At 70.4% G+C, this 15,105-nt stretch carries 16 protein-coding genes; 6 read left to right on the forward strand and 10 right to left on the reverse strand.

Annotation, left to right across the window (positions count from 1 at the left end):
* The 7 genes from HIR79_RS04660 to def form a co-directional block, all read right to left on the reverse strand.
* A complete protein-coding gene (locus HIR79_RS04660; protein ID WP_169957443.1) occupies positions 1 to 1,248 on the reverse strand; it encodes a TraB/GumN family protein in 1,248 nt (415 codons plus the stop codon).
* Positions 1,249 to 1,313: 65 nt separating this feature from the next.
* Positions 1,314 to 2,762 (reverse strand): TrkH family potassium uptake protein, encoded by a 1,449-nt coding sequence (locus tag HIR79_RS04665; protein ID WP_169957444.1) that lies wholly within the window; start codon positions 2,760 to 2,762, stop codon positions 1,314 to 1,316.
* 13 nt (positions 2,763 to 2,775) lie between these two features.
* Positions 2,776 to 4,149: a Trk system potassium transporter TrkA gene (trkA, locus tag HIR79_RS04670; protein WP_169957445.1), complete on the reverse strand. Its 1,374-nt coding sequence runs from the start codon at positions 4,147 to 4,149 to the stop codon at positions 2,776 to 2,778.
* 100 nt (positions 4,150 to 4,249) lie between these two features.
* On the reverse strand, positions 4,250 to 4,456 hold the full coding sequence (locus tag HIR79_RS04675; RefSeq protein ID WP_110068383.1) for a dodecin: 207 nt from the start codon (positions 4,454 to 4,456) through the stop codon (positions 4,250 to 4,252).
* Positions 4,457 to 4,487: 31 nt separating this feature from the next.
* On the reverse strand, positions 4,488 to 5,858 hold the full coding sequence (gene rsmB, locus HIR79_RS04680; protein WP_169957446.1) for a 16S rRNA (cytosine(967)-C(5))-methyltransferase RsmB: 1,371 nt from the start codon (positions 5,856 to 5,858) through the stop codon (positions 4,488 to 4,490).
* Complete coding sequence (fmt, locus tag HIR79_RS04685) at positions 5,855 to 6,859, reverse strand: methionyl-tRNA formyltransferase (RefSeq protein ID WP_169957447.1); 1,005 nt, start codon at positions 6,857 to 6,859, stop codon at positions 5,855 to 5,857. The genes rsmB and fmt overlap by 4 nt, the downstream gene beginning before the upstream one ends.
* A 109-nt stretch (positions 6,860 to 6,968) precedes the next feature.
* Complete coding sequence (gene def / locus HIR79_RS04690) at positions 6,969 to 7,481, reverse strand: peptide deformylase (protein ID WP_169957448.1); 513 nt, start codon at positions 7,479 to 7,481, stop codon at positions 6,969 to 6,971.
* 173 nt (positions 7,482 to 7,654) lie between these two features.
* On the opposite strand from def, the gene HIR79_RS04695 reads away from it, so the two are divergent.
* Genes HIR79_RS04695 through aroE form a run of 5 tightly spaced genes read left to right on the forward strand, consistent with a single transcriptional unit; the run spans position 7,655 to position 12,290 of the window.
* Positions 7,655 to 8,764 carry a LysM peptidoglycan-binding domain-containing protein gene (locus HIR79_RS04695; protein WP_169957449.1) on the forward strand — a complete coding sequence of 370 codons (1,110 nt, stop codon included), beginning with the start codon at positions 7,655 to 7,657 and terminating at the stop codon, positions 8,762 to 8,764.
* A 9-nt stretch (positions 8,765 to 8,773) separates the two neighbouring features.
* Positions 8,774 to 9,886: a DNA-processing protein DprA gene (dprA, locus tag HIR79_RS04700; RefSeq protein WP_110068388.1), complete on the forward strand. Its 1,113-nt coding sequence runs from the start codon at positions 8,774 to 8,776 to the stop codon at positions 9,884 to 9,886.
* 52 nt (positions 9,887 to 9,938) lie between these two features.
* Positions 9,939 to 10,496, forward strand: coding sequence for an L-threonylcarbamoyladenylate synthase type 1 TsaC (gene tsaC, locus HIR79_RS04705; RefSeq protein ID WP_169957450.1), 558 nt, complete (start codon positions 9,939 to 9,941; stop codon positions 10,494 to 10,496).
* Positions 10,497 to 10,534: 38 nt separating this feature from the next.
* Positions 10,535 to 11,464: an oxygen-dependent coproporphyrinogen oxidase gene (gene hemF / locus HIR79_RS04710; protein WP_169957451.1), complete on the forward strand. Its 930-nt coding sequence runs from the start codon at positions 10,535 to 10,537 to the stop codon at positions 11,462 to 11,464.
* Positions 11,465 to 11,477: 13 nt separating this feature from the next.
* Positions 11,478 to 12,290 (forward strand): shikimate dehydrogenase, encoded by an 813-nt coding sequence (gene aroE, locus HIR79_RS04715; RefSeq protein WP_110068391.1) that lies wholly within the window; start codon positions 11,478 to 11,480, stop codon positions 12,288 to 12,290.
* 38 nt (positions 12,291 to 12,328) lie between these two features.
* Here aroE and HIR79_RS04720 read toward each other — a convergent pair whose 3' ends face one another.
* Together HIR79_RS04720 and HIR79_RS04725 are read right to left on the reverse strand one after the other, a co-directional pair.
* Complete coding sequence (locus HIR79_RS04720; RefSeq protein ID WP_110068392.1) at positions 12,329 to 12,586, reverse strand: hypothetical protein; 258 nt, start codon at positions 12,584 to 12,586, stop codon at positions 12,329 to 12,331.
* 52 nt (positions 12,587 to 12,638) lie between these two features.
* A complete protein-coding gene (locus HIR79_RS04725; RefSeq protein ID WP_169957452.1) occupies positions 12,639 to 13,445 on the reverse strand; it encodes a M48 family metallopeptidase in 807 nt (268 codons plus the stop codon).
* 126 nt (positions 13,446 to 13,571) lie between these two features.
* On the opposite strand from HIR79_RS04725, the gene HIR79_RS04730 reads away from it, so the two are divergent.
* Complete coding sequence (locus HIR79_RS04730) at positions 13,572 to 14,438, forward strand: ATP-binding protein (protein ID WP_169957453.1); 867 nt, start codon at positions 13,572 to 13,574, stop codon at positions 14,436 to 14,438.
* A 35-nt stretch (positions 14,439 to 14,473) separates the two neighbouring features.
* Here HIR79_RS04730 and HIR79_RS04735 read toward each other — a convergent pair whose 3' ends face one another.
* The gene (locus HIR79_RS04735) at positions 14,474 to 15,100 is read right to left on the reverse strand and encodes a hypothetical protein (protein ID WP_169957454.1); all 627 of its coding nucleotides are present in this window, start codon (positions 15,098 to 15,100) and stop codon (positions 14,474 to 14,476) included.
* Positions 15,101 to 15,105 lie beyond the last annotated feature (5 nt).

Consider the following 15,105-nt stretch of genomic DNA (forward strand, 5'->3'; position numbering starts at 1 on the left):
TCAGGCGGCGCCGCTGCCGAACAGGGCGCCGGCGATGCGGAAGCCCGCGACCCAGGTGCCGGCGGCGGAGCCCAGGGTGGCCAGCATGAAGACCAGCAGGGTGCGCGAGACGCGGTTGCGCCACCAGCCCTTCAGCTCGGTGACGTCATGGCGCAATGTCGAGAAGTCGCGCACCTTGGGCTTGCGCAGGTAAAGCTCGACCCCGGCGGCCACGAAGCCGGCGCCGATGGTGGGGTTGAGCGAGGTGAGCGGCGCGGCGAAGAAGGTGGCCGTTACCGTCAACGGATGGGCCAGAGCGACGAGGGTGGCCGCCGCCGAGAGCACGCCGTTGATCAGGAACCACTCGCCGACGAGCTGCCAGCCCAGCTCGGTGTTGCGCGAGAAGCCGATGGCGAAGCCGGTCAACACCAGCACGGTGATCACCCAGGGCAGCGCCTTCCAGACCCTCGACGGCGGCGGGGTCACCTCCAGCGCCTCGCGCTCCGGCGTCGGGGCCTCGGGCAGCGGCGCCTCCAGCTCCTCGGCCATGCCCTTCATGTGGCCGGCGCCGATCACCACCAGCACGTTGCGGTAGCGCCCCGGCGGGGCCTCCTCGGCCAGGCGCAGCACCATGTAGCGGTCGCGCTCGCTGATCAGCGGCGTGTAGAGGGTCTCGGATTCGGCGGCAAACTCGCTGAAGGTGGACTCCAGCACGTCGCCCTCCTTGAGGCGCTCGATCTCCGCGGCGGAGACGTCCTGGCGCGACAGCACGCTGCCCAGCAGCCCCGAGAACAGCGAGAAGCGCTGCCACCAGGGGACGTTGTGGTAGATGCGCTTGAGGGTCACCCCCACGTCGCGGTCGATCAGCAGCAGCGGCAGGCCCGCCTCACGGCTCTCCTCCAGGGCGGCGCGCATCTCGGCGCCGGGCTCGATGCCCGACTGCTCGGCGACGCGCTGCTGGAAGGCGCCCAGCGCCAGGCTCGCTGCCACCATGCCCGCCTTGCCCTGGCGAAAGATCTCGAACAGGTCCTGGTTGTGCATGGCGTCCGGGTTGTCGAGGCTGTGGTGTCGGGCATCGCACAGCTCGATGGCCACGGCGTCGAACTCGCCGGAACGGACCAGGGCGCGCACGTCCTGGGCGCTCTCGGCGGAGACATGGGCGGTGCCCAGCAGGGTGTAACGGGTCTCGCCCACCTGGATGACGCGGCGCGGGCCGGTCACGCCGGCCGGCGAGTCGATGGGCATCGCGGTGTCCTGGGAGTCGGTCATGGACGCTCGATCTGAAAGAGTGAGGGACCGATTATCCACGATGGGCCCGTGCCGGCCAAATCCCCTCAGCGCCGCCAGAAGGCGGGGGTGAACAGCACCAGCACGGTGAAGATCTCCAGGCGGCCGAGCAGCATGGCCATCACCAGGATCCACTTGGCCAGGGTCGGCAGGTCGCCGTAGTGGCTGGAGGCCTCGCCCAGCGCCGGACCCAGGTTGTTGAGCGCCGAGGCCACGGTGGACCAGGCGGTGACCTGGTCGACCCCGGTGGCCATCACCCCCACCAGCATCAGGAAGAAGAGCATCACGTAGACCGAGAAGAAGCCCCACACCGCCTGGGCGATGCCGTCCGGTACGCTCACCTTGCCCACCTTGACCGCGATCACCGCGTTGGGGTGGATCAGGCGCATCACCTCGCGCATCCCCTGCTTGAGGATCAGGATGATGCGGATCACCTTCATGCCGCCGCCGGTGGAGCCGGAGCAGCCGCCGACGAAGGCGGCCATGAACAGCAGGAAGGGCAGCGCCCCCGGCCAGGCCGAGAAGTCGGCCACGCCGAAGCCGGCGGTGGTGGCCACCGAGACCACCTGGAAGATGCCGTGGCGCAGGCCCCGCTCGGTGCCGTAGGTCTCGGTGAGCCACAGCGAGACCACGGTGATCACCGCCAGGCCCAGCAGGAAGAGCAGCAGGAAGCGCGCCTCGGGGTCCTGGAAGTAGTGGGTCAGCCGCTTCTCGCGCCAGGCCACGAAGTGCAGGCTGAAGCTCACCGCAGAGACGATCAGGAAGAACACACAGATCATCTCGATCACGGCGCTGTCGAAGTGGCCGATGCTGGCGTCATGGGGGGAGAAACCACCGAGTGCCACGGTGGAGAAGCTGTGGCCCAGTGCGTCGAACCAGTTCATACCGGCGGCCATGTAGGCCAGCATGCAGGTGACGGTCAGGGCGGCGTAGATGTACCACAGCGCCTTGGCGGTCTCGGTGATGCGCGGGGTGAGCTTGGAGTCCTTGAGGGGGCCGGGGATCTCGGTGCGGTAGAGGGCCATGCCGCCGACGCCCAGGGTCGGCAGGATCGCCACTGCCAGCACCACGATGCCCATGCCGCCCAGCCACTGCAACTGCTGGCGGTAGTAGAGGATCGATTCGGGCAGTTGGTCGATGCCGGTGATCACCGTGGCCCCGGTGGTGGTCAGCCCCGAGAAGGACTCGAACACTGCATCGGTGATGGAGAGGGCGGTATCGCCGGTGAGCATCAGCGGCAGCGAGCCGAACAGCGCCAGCACGCTCCAGAACAGCGCCGCGATCAGAAAGCCGTCGCGGGTGCGCAGTTCCTTGCGCGCGCGCCGGTTGGGCAGGTACATCACGGCACCGGTCACCACCGTGATGGCGATGGCGATGGCGAAGGCATTCCACTGGCCGTCGCCGAACAGCAGCGAGATCAGGATCGGCGGCACCATGGTCAGGCTGAACAGCATCAGCAGCAGCCCCAGGATGCGCAGGATCATGCGCAGGCTCATCGGTGACTCCCTGTCAGAAGAAGGTCAGGCCGACCTGGAACAGCCGCTCCACGTCGCGGATGCGGCGCTTGTCGATCACGAACAGGATCAGGTGGTCGCCGGACTCCACCACCACGTCGTCGTGGGCGATCAGCACCTCCTTGCCGCGCACAATGGCGCCGATGGTGGTGCCCCGGGGCAGCTCGATCTCGCCGATGGCACGGCCCACCACCTTCGAGGACTGGGTATCGCCGTGGGCGATCGCCTCGATGGCCTCCGCCGCGCCGCGGCGCAGGGAGTGGACGTTGACGATATCGCCGCGTCGCACGTGGGTCAGCAGGCTGCCGATGGTGGCCTGCTGGGGCGAGATGGCGATGTCGATCTCGCCGCCCTGGACCAGGTCCACGTAGGCGGCGTTGTTGATCAGCGTCAGCACCTTCTTGGCGCCCATGCGCTTGGCCAGCATCGACGACATGATGTTGACCTCGTCGTCGTTGGTCAGCGCACAGAAGATGTCGCACTCCTCGATGTTCTCCTCCTCCAACAGCCGCTTGCTGGTGGCGCTGCCGTGCAGCACCACGGTGCGGTCGAGGCGTTCGGAGAGCACCGTGCAGCGCTCAAGGTTGTGCTCGATGATCTTCACCTGGTGGCTGTGCTCCAGGTGCTCGGCGAGGCGCTCGCCGATGTTGCCGCCGCCAGCGATCACCACCCGGCGGAAGTCGCGGTCGAGGCGGCGCAGTTCGCTCATCACCGCGCGGATATCGCGGCGGGCGGCGATGAAGAAGACCTCGTCGTCGGCCTCGATCACGGTGTCGCCGCGCGGGATGATCGGCCGGTTGCGGCGGTAGATGGCCGCGACCCGGGTATCCACGCTGGGCATGTGGCGGCGCAGGAAGGCCAGGTCCTGGCCCACCAGGGGGCCGCCGTAGATCGCCTTGACCGCGACGAGCTGCACCAGGCCACCGGCGAACTCCAGCACCTGCAGGGCGCCGGGGTGCTCGATCAGCCGGCGGATATGGTCGGTGACCACCTGCTCGGGGCTGATCAGCACGTCGATGGGCACCGCCTCGTGGGCGAACAGTCCCTTGCGGGTCAGGTAGGCGGTGGCGCGCACCCGGGCGATCTTGGTGGGGGTGCGAAAGAGGGTGTGGGCGACCTGGCAGGCGATCATGTTGACCTCGTCCTGGCTGGTCACCGCGATCAGCATGTCGGCGTCCTCGCAGCCCGCCTGGCGCAGCACCATGGGGTAGGAGCCGGGCCCCACCACGGTGCGGATGTCGAGCTTGGTGTGCAGCTCGCGCAGCTTGTCACCGTCGGTGTCCACCACGGTGATGTCGTTCTCCTCCCGGGCCAGGTGTTCGGCCAGGGTGCCGCCGACCTGGCCGGCGCCGAGGATGATGATCTTCATGGAGTCTGATGTCCGCTGGCAGCGAGCGCGGCGCCTCTTGTGCGCCGCAACAGGATGGCGGCAAGCCTAAACCAGCCGCGGGGAGAAGAACAGCACGCCATCAGTCGAGGGTGAAGCCGACCTTGATGGTGACCTGCCAGTGGGCCACGCGGCCGTTTTCCAGATGGCCGCGGGTATCGATGACCTCGAACCAGCGCATGCCGTGCAGGGTCTCGCCGGCCTTGGCGATGGCGCTCTCGATGGCCTGCTGAATGCCCTCCTCGGAGGAACCGGTCAGCTCGATATGCTTGTAGGTATGGGTGCTCATGATGCCTCCTGCGCGGGTGGTGGTCGGCCGCTCACTGCGGCCGTTTCTTCAGTCTGGCATAGAAGAAGCCGTCGTGGCTGTCGATCTCCGGCAGCAGCTGGCGCCCGGCCCCCGCCGGTCGTCCCCAGGCCACGTCACCGGGGGTAGTGATCTCCGCGTCCGGGGTGCGCGAGAGGAAGGCGGCGATCTGGTCGCTGTTCTCCTCGGGCAGCACCGAACAGGTGGCGTAGAGCAGGGTGCCGCCTTCGCGCAGCAGCGGCCAGAGGTTGTCGAGCAGGCGGGTCTGCAGGGCGGCCAGGGCCGGAATGTCGCTGGGGCGGCGCAGACGCTTGATGTCGGGGTGGCGACGGATCACGCCGCTGCCGGAGCAGGGAGCGTCGAGCAGGATGGCGTCAAAGGGCGCACCGTCCCACCAGTCGCGGGCGGTGGCATCGCCATGGGCCAGGCGCGCCTCCAGGCCAAGCCGACCCAGGGCGTCCTCGACCCGAGCCAGGCGTTCGGCGTCGCTGTCCACCGCATGCATCTCGATGTCGAACAGCTCCAGCAGGTGGCTGGTCTTGCCCCCCGGGGCGCAGCAGGCGTCCAGTACCCGGGCGCCGGGACGCGGCGCCAGGGCCGGGCCGAGCAGCACGCTGGTGAGCTGGGCGGCCTCGTCCTGGACGCTGACGTCGCCATCGATGAAGCCCGGCAGCAGCTGGACATCGCAGGGCGTCTCCAGGGTGATACCGTCCGGCGCGTGCAGGCAGAGCCGTGCCTGGATGCCGGCCGCGGCCAGCCGGTCCATGTAGGCTTCGCGATCGCCGTGGCGGCGGTTGACCCTCAGGGTCATGGGGCCGGGCGTATTGTTGGCCGCACCGATGGCGCGCCAATCGTCGGGCCAGGCCTCGCGCAGTGCCTTGAGCAGCCACTTCGGGTGCAGCAGCGCCACCGCGGGGTCACTGTCCACCTCGGCCTGGAGCTCGGCGGCCTCGCGCTGCAGGCGGCGCAGGCAGCCGTTGAGCACCCGGGTGGCCCACTCCTTGCCGAGCAGGCGGGCCGCACCGGCGGTCTCACCCACCGCGGCGTGGGCCGGTATGCGCAGGTAGAGCAGCTGGTGGATGCCCAGCAGCAGCAGCGCCTGGATGTCGGCATCGCGCACCTTGAAGGGCTTGACCAGCAGCTTGGCCGCCAGCGCCTCGAGGCGCGGCAGGGTGCGGCAGGTGCCGTAGCAGAGCGCCTTGAACAGGGCGCGGTCGCGGGCCACCACCTGATGGTCGTCGAGGCCGGTGAGCGACCCCTTGCCGGTGATCACCGGCACGAGGGCGCGGGCCGCGGCGGCGCGGACCGCCAGGCCGCCGTCGTTCTCCAGTCCGCGCTTGCGCTGGCGCTGTGCGCGGGGCCGCTGCTCGGGGGGCTGGCTCATGCGGAGGCCTCCTCGTTGTGGTGGCCCAGGCACAGGCCCGGCGTGAAACGCTCGGCCCTGGCGCGCAATAGTTCACTCACCGGCAGCGCCTTGCCGCCGGGAAGCTGGGCCTGGGTCACCCGCAGCACCTGGTCGCCCGCGGGGCCGCAGGCGATGCGCAGGGCCTCGCCGTCGTGGTCGAGCAGGGTGCCCGGCGCGGCGGGCGCCTCGCCTTCGCGGAGCCCGGTCGCCTCGGCCATCAGCAGGCGCAGGCGGTCGCCGTCGAAGGCGCACCAGGCCACCGGCCAGGGGTTGAAGGCGCGGACCCGAGCGGCCAGGGCCGCGGCCGGCTCGCGGAAGTCGAGTTCGGCCTCGGCCTTGGAGAGCTTGGCGGCGTAGGTGACGCCGGCCTCGGGCTGGGGCGTGGCCGCGAGGCCCTCGCCTGCCAGGGCGTCCAGCGCCTCGACGATGGCCTCGCCGCCCAGCGCGGCCAGGGTGTCATGCAGCTCGCCGCCGGTGGTGGTGGCGGTGATCGGGGTGCGCCGCACCCGCAGCATGGCACCGGTGTCGAGGCCCTCGTCCATCTGCATGATGGTCACGCCGCTCTCGGCGTCGCCGGCCTCGATGGCGCGCTGGATGGGGGCGGCGCCACGCCAGCGCGGCAGCAGCGAGGCGTGGACGTTGAGGCAGCCCAGCCGCGGCGTCTCGAGCACCTCCCTGGGCAGGATCAGCCCGTAGGCCACCACCACCATGAGGTCGGCGTCCAGGACGGCGAGCTCGGCCTGGGCCTCGGGGGCCCTGAGGGTCTCCGGCTGATGGACCGGCAGCCCATGCTCGAGGGCGAGACGCTTGACCGGGCTTGGCGTCAGCTTGCGGCCGCGGCCCGCGGGGCGGTCCGGCTGGGTGTAGACGGCGATGACGCGATGGCGGCTGTCCAGCAGCGCCTGCAGACTCTCGGCGGCGAAGTCGGGCGTGCCGGCGAAGATGACGCTGAGGGAGTGAGAGTCGTGGGGTCGGGACATGGTTCGTGCCTGGCCGGGGAGTGGATGACCTCAATGATAACGGAGCCGGCTGCAAACGACGAAGGCCGACGCCATGGCGTCGGCCTTCCGGGGGGAGCTCGCGGAGGAATCAGGCGGGCTGCATCAGCTTGTGGCGCTTCTGCATCTTCTTCATCACCCGGTCGCGCTTGAGCGGCGAGAGGTAGTCGACGAACAGCACCCCCTCGAGGTGGTCGTGTTCGTGCTGGATGCAATGGGCCAGCAGACCGTCGGCCTCGAGCTCGTAGGGCTTGCCGTCGCGGTCCAGTGCCTTGAGGCGAACCTTGAGCGCCCGTGGCACCTCGGCGTAGTACTCGGGAATCGACAGGCAACCCTCGCTCATCAGGTCGCGCTCGTCGCCGATCGGGGTGTACTCGGGATTGATCAGCACCAGCGGCTTGTCCTGGGCATCGCTGACGTCCATCACGATCACCCGTCGGTGGACGTTCACCTGGGTCGCGGCCAGCCCGATGCCGCGGGCGTCGTACATGGTCTCGAGCATGTCGTCGACCAGTTGACGGACCTCGTCGTCGACCGTCTCCACCGGCGCCGCCCTGGTGCGCAGGCGCTCGTCGGGGAATTCGAGGATCGGTAATTTGGCCATGGCGTTGGTTTCACCGTTATGCTGTCATTTACAGAATGACACTATTCTAGAGGGGTGCGTTCGGTGGAGAAACCGCCGAATGCACATCACGTCGATAACCTAAGACTATAGCATGCCGGCCGGGTTCGATGAGAGCGCGTCAGGGCCAGGCAACCGACGCGGGGAGAGCAGGGATGAAACAGACGAAAGAGGGCAAGGTGCGGCGCCGCTGGCCAGGCAGGGCGGCGCTGGTGCTCGGCGTGGCACTGGCGCTGGGGGGAGTGGCCGGCAAGGCCCTGGCCCAGGGGCTCTCCTGGGACGATGGCCTGCGCGGCGATGCCCCGGACCGCTACACGGTGGTGCGTGGCGATACCCTCTGGGACATCTCCGGGCGCTTCCTGCGCCACCCCTGGCAGTGGCCCGAGGTGTGGCAGGTCAACCCGCAGATCCGCAACCCCCACCTGATCTACCCGGGCGATGTCATCTACCTCTATGACTGCAACGGGCGTCCCTGTCTGGGGCTGGAGCGCGGCCAGGGCCAGGTGCGGCTCTCACCGGAGATGCGCACCATCCCCCACCGAGAGGCGATCGAGCCGATTCCCCTGGAGGCGATCCGCCACTTCCTGCGCGACCACCGCATCGTCGACGACCCCGACGCCCTCGACGAGCTGGCCTATGTGGTGGGCGGCGACGATCGCCGCCTGCTGAGCGGCGTGGGAGATCGCCTCTACGCCCGCGGGGAGGTGGAGGGCAGCGGTCGGGTCGGCTTCTATCGGGTCGGCGAGCGCTTCCTGGACCCCTCCAGCGGCGAGCTGCTCGGCCTGGAGCTGGAGAGTGTCGGCCAGGCCCGCCGCGAGCGACAGGAGGAGGAGATCGTGGTGCTGGAGGTGACCTCTTCGAGCCAGGAGGTGCGCAACAACGACATCGTGCTGCCCCTGGAGGTGCGCGATCTGGTCACCGAGTTCATCCCCCGCGCCCCGGAGCGCGAGGTGGAGGGCACCGTTCTCGCGGTGCCGGGGGGCGTACAGTTCATCGGCCGCCTGCAGGTGGTGGCGCTGGACCGCGGGCGCCGCGACGGCCTCGAGCCCGGCCACGTGCTGATGGTCGAGCAGCGCGGCGAGCTGGTCAGCGACCCGCGCACCGGCGAGTCGCTGCGCCTGCCCGGTGAGGACGCCGGCCTGGTGATGGTGTTCCAGCCCTACGAAAAGATGAGCTATGGCCTGGTGATGAAGGCCAGCCGCTCGCTCTCGGTGGGGGATCGCGTGCACAGCCCCGAGCGCGCCCTGGGCGCCACCCTGCGCTGAGGCAGCCGCATGCCTGCCCAGCGGCCCGGCGCTCGCGAGTGGCTGGCCCTCTCCAGGCTGCCGGGCCTGGGCGGTGCGCGGCTGGCCGAACTGGCGGCCACGGCCACCGCATGGCCCGATGGCTGGCTGGCGCTGCTGCCCCGGGAGGCCGCCACGGCGCTGCGCCTGTGGCTCGACCATCCCGGGCGCAGCCCGCTGACGGTTGAGATCGACCGGGCCGAGGCGTGGCTCGCCGCGGCCCCCGATCGTCACCTGCTCCACCCCGGTCATCCTCGCTGGCCGACCCTGCTCGCCGAGATCCCCGACCCGCCTCCCCTGCTGTGGGCCTGGGGCGACCTGGCCGCGCTCGAACCGCCGCGCCTGGCCATGGTGGGAGCCCGGCGGGCCACCCGCGAGGGGCTGACCAATGCCGCCGCCTTCGCCCGGGAGCTCGCCGGGCGCGGCTGGTGCGTGGTCAGCGGCATGGCGCTGGGCATCGACGCCGCCGCCCAGCAGGCGGCGCTGGACGCCGGCGGTGCCAGCGCCGCGGTGCTCGGCTGCGGCGTCGATGTGGTCTACCCGCCGCGCCACCACCGGTTGCACGCGCGACTGCGCGAGCCGGGTGGCCTGCTGCTCTCCGAGCATCCGCCCGGCACTCCGGCGCGGCCGGCCTTCTTTCCCAGGCGCAACCGCATCGTTACCGGGCTCTCCTTCGGCGTGCTGGTGGTAGAGGCGGCCGAGCGCAGCGGCTCCCTGGTCAGCGCCCGCCTGGCCGCCGAGCAGGGCCGCGAGGTCTTCGCGCTGCCGGGCTCCATCCACAACCCCCAGGCCCGGGGCTGCCTGCGGCTGATCCGTGACGGGGCCGTGCTGGTACGCGAGGTCGACGATATCGTCGCCGAGCTGACCCAGTGGCTGCCCGCCGCGAGCCCCCGGGTGCCAGCAGACCCGCTCCCGGCGGAGGAGGGCGCCGCGTCCGGCGAGCCGCTGCTGCGCTGGCTGAGCGGCCAGCCGACGCCGGTGGATACCCTGGTGGGCCTCTCGGGACTGGGCATCGCCGAGTGCCAGCGGCGCCTACTGGAACTCGAACTGGAGGGGCGGGTGGCTCACGCCGCCGGCGGCTGGGTGCGCCTCTCGGGGGCGTGATAGAATCCCCGGCCATTCATCAGCCCAGCCTGCCCACCGCCGAGGAGTTCCCATGAGCCAGGCCAGTCAGATCGCCCATGCCGTTGTCGCCCTGCACCGTGGTGGAGTGATCGCCTATCCCACCGAGGCCGTGTGGGGGCTCGGCTGCGATCCGGACAACGACGAGGCCCTGGCGAGGCTGCTGCGCCTCAAGCAGCGTGATCCCGCCAAGGGGGTGATCCTGGTGGCGGCCAGCATCGCCCAGTTCGCCCCCTGGCTCGAGGGGCTGCCCCTGGAGCTCCACGCGCCGCTGGCAGCCAGCTGGCCGGGACCCAATACCTGGCTGGTGCCCGACAACGGCCGCAGCCATGGTCTGGTCCGTGGCGGCCACGACAGGGTGGCGCTGAGGGTGAGTGCCCATCCCCTGGTGGTGGCCCTGTGCGAGGCCTTCGGCGGGCCCATCGTTTCCACCTCGGCCAACATTGCCAGCGAGCCGCCGGCCATGAGCGCCGAGGAGGTCCGCGGGGTCTTCGGCGATGGGCTCGATGCCATCGTTGAGGGGGAGCTCGGCGGCCTCGAGCGGCCCAGCACCATCCGCGATCTGGTCACCGGCCAGCTGATGCGCGCCTGATTCCCGACATTCACCCGCCCGGCCTCGAGGAGATCGCCTTGGCCCACGCCCGACTCGACGACGTCAAGACCTACCTGCTCGACCTTCAGGAGCGCCTCTGTGCGGCCCTCGCCGCCGAAGATGGCGGCGCGGGGTTCCGTGAGGACGCCTGGGAACGCCCCGAGGGGGGCGGCGGGCGCTCCCGGGTGATCGAGCACGGCCGCGTGTTCGAGAAGGGCGGCGTCAACTTCTCTCACGTCTTCGGCGAGCGCCTGCCGCCCTCGGCCACCGCGGCCCGGCCGGAGCTGGCCGGCCGCAGCTTCCATGCGGTGGGCGTCTCCTGGGTGCTGCATCCGGAAAATCCCCACGTGCCCACCAGCCACGGCAACGTGCGCTTCTTCATCGCCGAGAAGGCGGGGGAGGCGCCCGTCTGGTGGTTCGGCGGCGGCTTCGACCTGACCCCCTACTACCCGGTGTTCGAGGATGTGGTGCACTGGCACCGCGTTGCCCGTGCTGCGTGCGCGCCCTTCGGCGACGACGCCTATCCGCGCTACAAGGCGTGGTGCGACGACTACTTCTATCTCAAGCACCGCGACGAGACCCGCGGCGTCGGCGGGCTCTTCTTCGACGACCTCAACGAGGGGGGCTTTGCGCAGTGCTTCGCCTTCCAGCGCTCCGTGGGCGATGCCTTCCTCGAGGCCTACCTGCCCATCGTGGCCCGCCGCCGCGACACCCCCTTCGGGGAGCGCGAGCGCGACTTCCAGCTCTATCGCCGCGGCCGCTACGTGGAGTTCAACCTGGTGTGGGACCGCGGCACCCTGTTCGGGCTGCAGAGCGGCGGGCGCACCGAGTCGATCCTGATGTCGATGCCGCCCCTGGCGCGCTGGGAGTATGCCTGGACGCCGGAACCCGGCAGCCCCGAGGCGCTGCTCTACGACGAGTACCTGCGCCCTCGGGACTGGCTGGGCGAGGCGGGTCTCGATGACTGATCAAGGAGTGACCATGACCGACCGCTACTGCGTCTTCGGCCACCCGGTGGCCCATTCGAAGTCGCCGGCCATCCACGCTGCCTTCGCCGCCCAGACCGGCCAGGCCATGGAGTACACCGCCATCGAGGCGCCCCTGGACGACTTCGCCGGTGCCTGGCGGCGCTTCACCGCCGAGGGCGGGCGCGGCGCCAACGTCACCGTGCCCTTCAAGGAGGAGGCTTTTCGCCTCTGCGACACCCTGAGCCAGCGCGCCCGGCGCGCCGGGGCGGTGAACACCCTGGTGCTGGGAAAGAACGGACTGACCTATGGCGATACCACCGACGGGGTGGGGCTGGTGCGCGACCTCGTGCGCCACGGCGTGACCCTGGCCGGCGCCCGCATCCTGGTGCTGGGCGCCGGCGGCGCGGTGCGCGGGGTGCTGGAGCCGCTGCTGGCCGAGAGGCCGGCGAGCCTGGTCGTGGCCAACCGCACGGCGGCCAAGGCCCGCGCCCTGGCCGCCGACTTCCGCGAGCTGGGCACGATCACGGGCGGCGGCTTCGATGCCGTGGCCGGTCCCTTCGATGTGGTGATCAACGGCACCAGCGCGAGCCTAGCCGGGGACCTGCCGCCGCTGCCTGACGACCTCTTTTCAGAGGGTGCTACCGCCTACGACATGATGTACGGCGCCGAGCCCACGGTGTTCCTGCGCTGGGCCGAGGCCCGCGGCGCCCGGCCCGTCGACGGCCTCGGCATGCTGGTGGAGCAGGCGGCGGAGTCCTTCTTCCAGTGGCGCGGCAGGCGCCCCGACACTGCCCCGGTGCTGGAGACACTCAGGGCGTCGCTATAGTCTCGGCGTCGCCCTCAGCGTCTCTTTACGTTGAGCCCTCAGCGTCTCTTTACGTATAGCCCCACCATGCACAGCCCCATGCCGATCACCGACAGCAGCATGCCGCCGTTGACCAGCCACGGGTAGCGCTGCAGCCAGGAGACGAAGGGTTGGGGCGTGTCGCGGCACACCCCCTCCAGGTAGTCCCAGTAACCGCCGGCGTAGGTGCACTCGCGCACGTCCGACAGTTCCCAGAAGTAGACCCCCATCAGCAGCAGGATGGGGGCAATCAACAGCAGCAGTCCAAGTCTCAGCATTCGCTTTCCAACAAGCCGTAGGGTTTCGAGCGCAGCAACGAATCAGTGTTGCCTAGGGGCGCGGGCAGTTCGGCGTGCGTCCCGCCTGTCGCGCCTGCTCGAAGCGTGCCACCGCCTCGGGCATGTTGGCCTGCAAGCCGGCCATGCGCTGGCCCTGGCTGGGGTGGGTGGACATCCAGGCGGGCGGGCGGGCGCCGCCGCCGGCGGCCTCCATGTTCTCCCACAGGGTGACGCTCTCGCGGGGGTCGAAGCCGGCATCCGCCATCAGGCGCAGGCCGATCACGTCGGCCTCGCTCTCGTGGCGCCGGGAGAAGGGCAGCAGCACACCGTACTGGGCGCCGAGGCCCAGGGCACCCATCATCTGCTGGCCCCCCGGGCCCTGCATGCCGGAGGCCGAGGAGAGCACGGAGAGGCCGAGCTGGGTGGCGGTCTGGGTGGAGACCCGCTCGTTGGCGTGACGGGCCAGCACGTGGCCGATCTCGTGGCCGACGACCGCCGCGACCTGCTCCTGGGTCCGGGCGACGTTCAGCAGGCCCGTATTGATCCCCATGTAGCCGCCCGGCAGGGCGAAGGCGTTGGCCTGCTCCGACTCGAAGACGCGAATCTGCCAGTTCTGTGAGCGCTGCTGCTCCGCCGGCAGCGCACCGATGATGGCGTCGGCGATGCACTGGGCATAGCGCTGCTCGGCGGCGCCGGCCTGGGGCAGGTCCTGCTGGTACTGCTCGAAGGCCTGGGCGCCCATCTGGTTGAGCTGGGCATCGGAGACCAGGGTGAGCTGCTGGCGACCGGTGGGAGAGGTGGCACAGGCGGTCAGACTGAGGCTGAGCACGCCAACGGTGAGGAAGTGGAACCAGCGCATGGGGGTCTCCTGTGACCAGTCATGTTCGTCTCAGTGCGGTATGACGCTGGACGGCGCCACAAGGTTCGCCACAAGATACCCGGAATGCCTGCAAGGTCAACCGCCCGACACGGAGAAGGAGCCCCCATGGACACGGAGCTGACGCGCCGCCTGATCAACCTGCTGGACCACGTGGAGCACTGGTTGCCGCCGCCTCCCCAGGAGGTGGACTGGACCCGTGATGTGGCGGCCCTGTGGCAGCGCCACAGCCTGGGTGGCCGGCTGCTGCCGGTGCCGCCGCGCGATGCCCTGAGCCTCGACGACCTGCTGGGCATCGAGCGCCAGAAGCTGGCGCTCGTGGACAACACCCGCGCCTTCCTGCGAGGGCTGCCGGCCAACCATGCCCTGCTGTGGGGCTCCCGGGGCAGCGGCAAGTCATCGCTGATCCGCGCGCTGCTCAACTCCCTGGCCGCGGACGGGCTGCGGCTGGTGCAGGTGGATCGCCACGATCTCGCCGGGCTGCCGATGCTGGTGGAGCAGCTGCGCCACCAGCCCCACCGCTTCGTGGTCTACTGCGACGACCTCTCCTTCGAGGGGCACGACGACGCCTACAAGGCGCTGAAGAGCGTGCTGGATGGCGCCTTGACCGGCCCACCGCCCAACGTGCTGCTCTATGCCACCTCCAACCGCCGCCACCTGCTGCCGGAGTCGATGAGCGACAACGAGGGCTCGCGGCTGGTGGGCGACGAGCTCCACCACGGCGACGCCGTGGAGGAGAAGATCTCGCTCTCCGATCGCTTCGGCCTGTGGCTGGGCTTCCACCCCTTCAACCAGGACATCTACCTGGAGGCCTGCTGCCACTGGGTCACCCAGCTGGGCAGCCGCGAGGACTGGAATGCCGAGGCCCGCGCCGAGGCGATCCGCTTCGCCACCCTGCGCGGCGGGCGCAGCGGCCGCGGCGCCTGGCAGTTCGCCACCCAGTGGGTGGGCCGCCGACGCCTGCATGGGAAGTAGGGGAAGGCCTGTCGCCGGAACAGCCCCGAATCGAGCTACCCCCGCGGAATCAGCCTGCCATCCTCGCCGATGCCCAGGCGAATTGTCGGGGTGAGCAGGCCGGCGGGCAGGGTCATGCCCAGGCCGCGCAGGTCGCCCGGGGTGATGGCCAGTTCGCTGCCGGCGGGCAGCTCGCCCTGGCGGGCCAGCTGGCTGGCCAGCTCCACCATCGGGCCGAGCCCCTCGCGTCCGCCGGCCAGCAGGTCGAAGGCCACCGGCAGGCGCAGGTTGGCGTCGTCACCCGAGGTCAGGGTCACGTCCTGCTCGTAGTTGCCGCTGACCGGGTCCACGCCCGGCATGTCCAGGCTCCAGCGGAAGCCCGACATCTCCACCGGCGGCATGCCCACCGGCAGCCCAAGGCCCATGGCCAGGGTGGCCTGCACCGGCAGGCTGCCGGCGCCGAGGCTCTGGAGCGCCAGGGACATGATGTCGCTGGTGTCGAGGCGGGCATCCACGGCGTAGGGGCCGATGCGCACCTCCTCGACGCCCAGTGAGGTCACCGCCAGGCGGAAGGCGAAGAGCCCGGTCTGCGGCAGCGCCAGGCAGCCGGCGAGCAGGGCGGAGAGGCACAGCGGGGCAAGCAGCCGCCAGCGCCGGAAACGGGCAGGAACGAGACGTAACATGGGCG

Source organism: Halomonas sp. PGE1, assembly GCF_013000985.1.
Taxonomy (GTDB): Bacteria; Pseudomonadota; Gammaproteobacteria; order Pseudomonadales; family Halomonadaceae; genus Halomonas; species Halomonas alkalicola.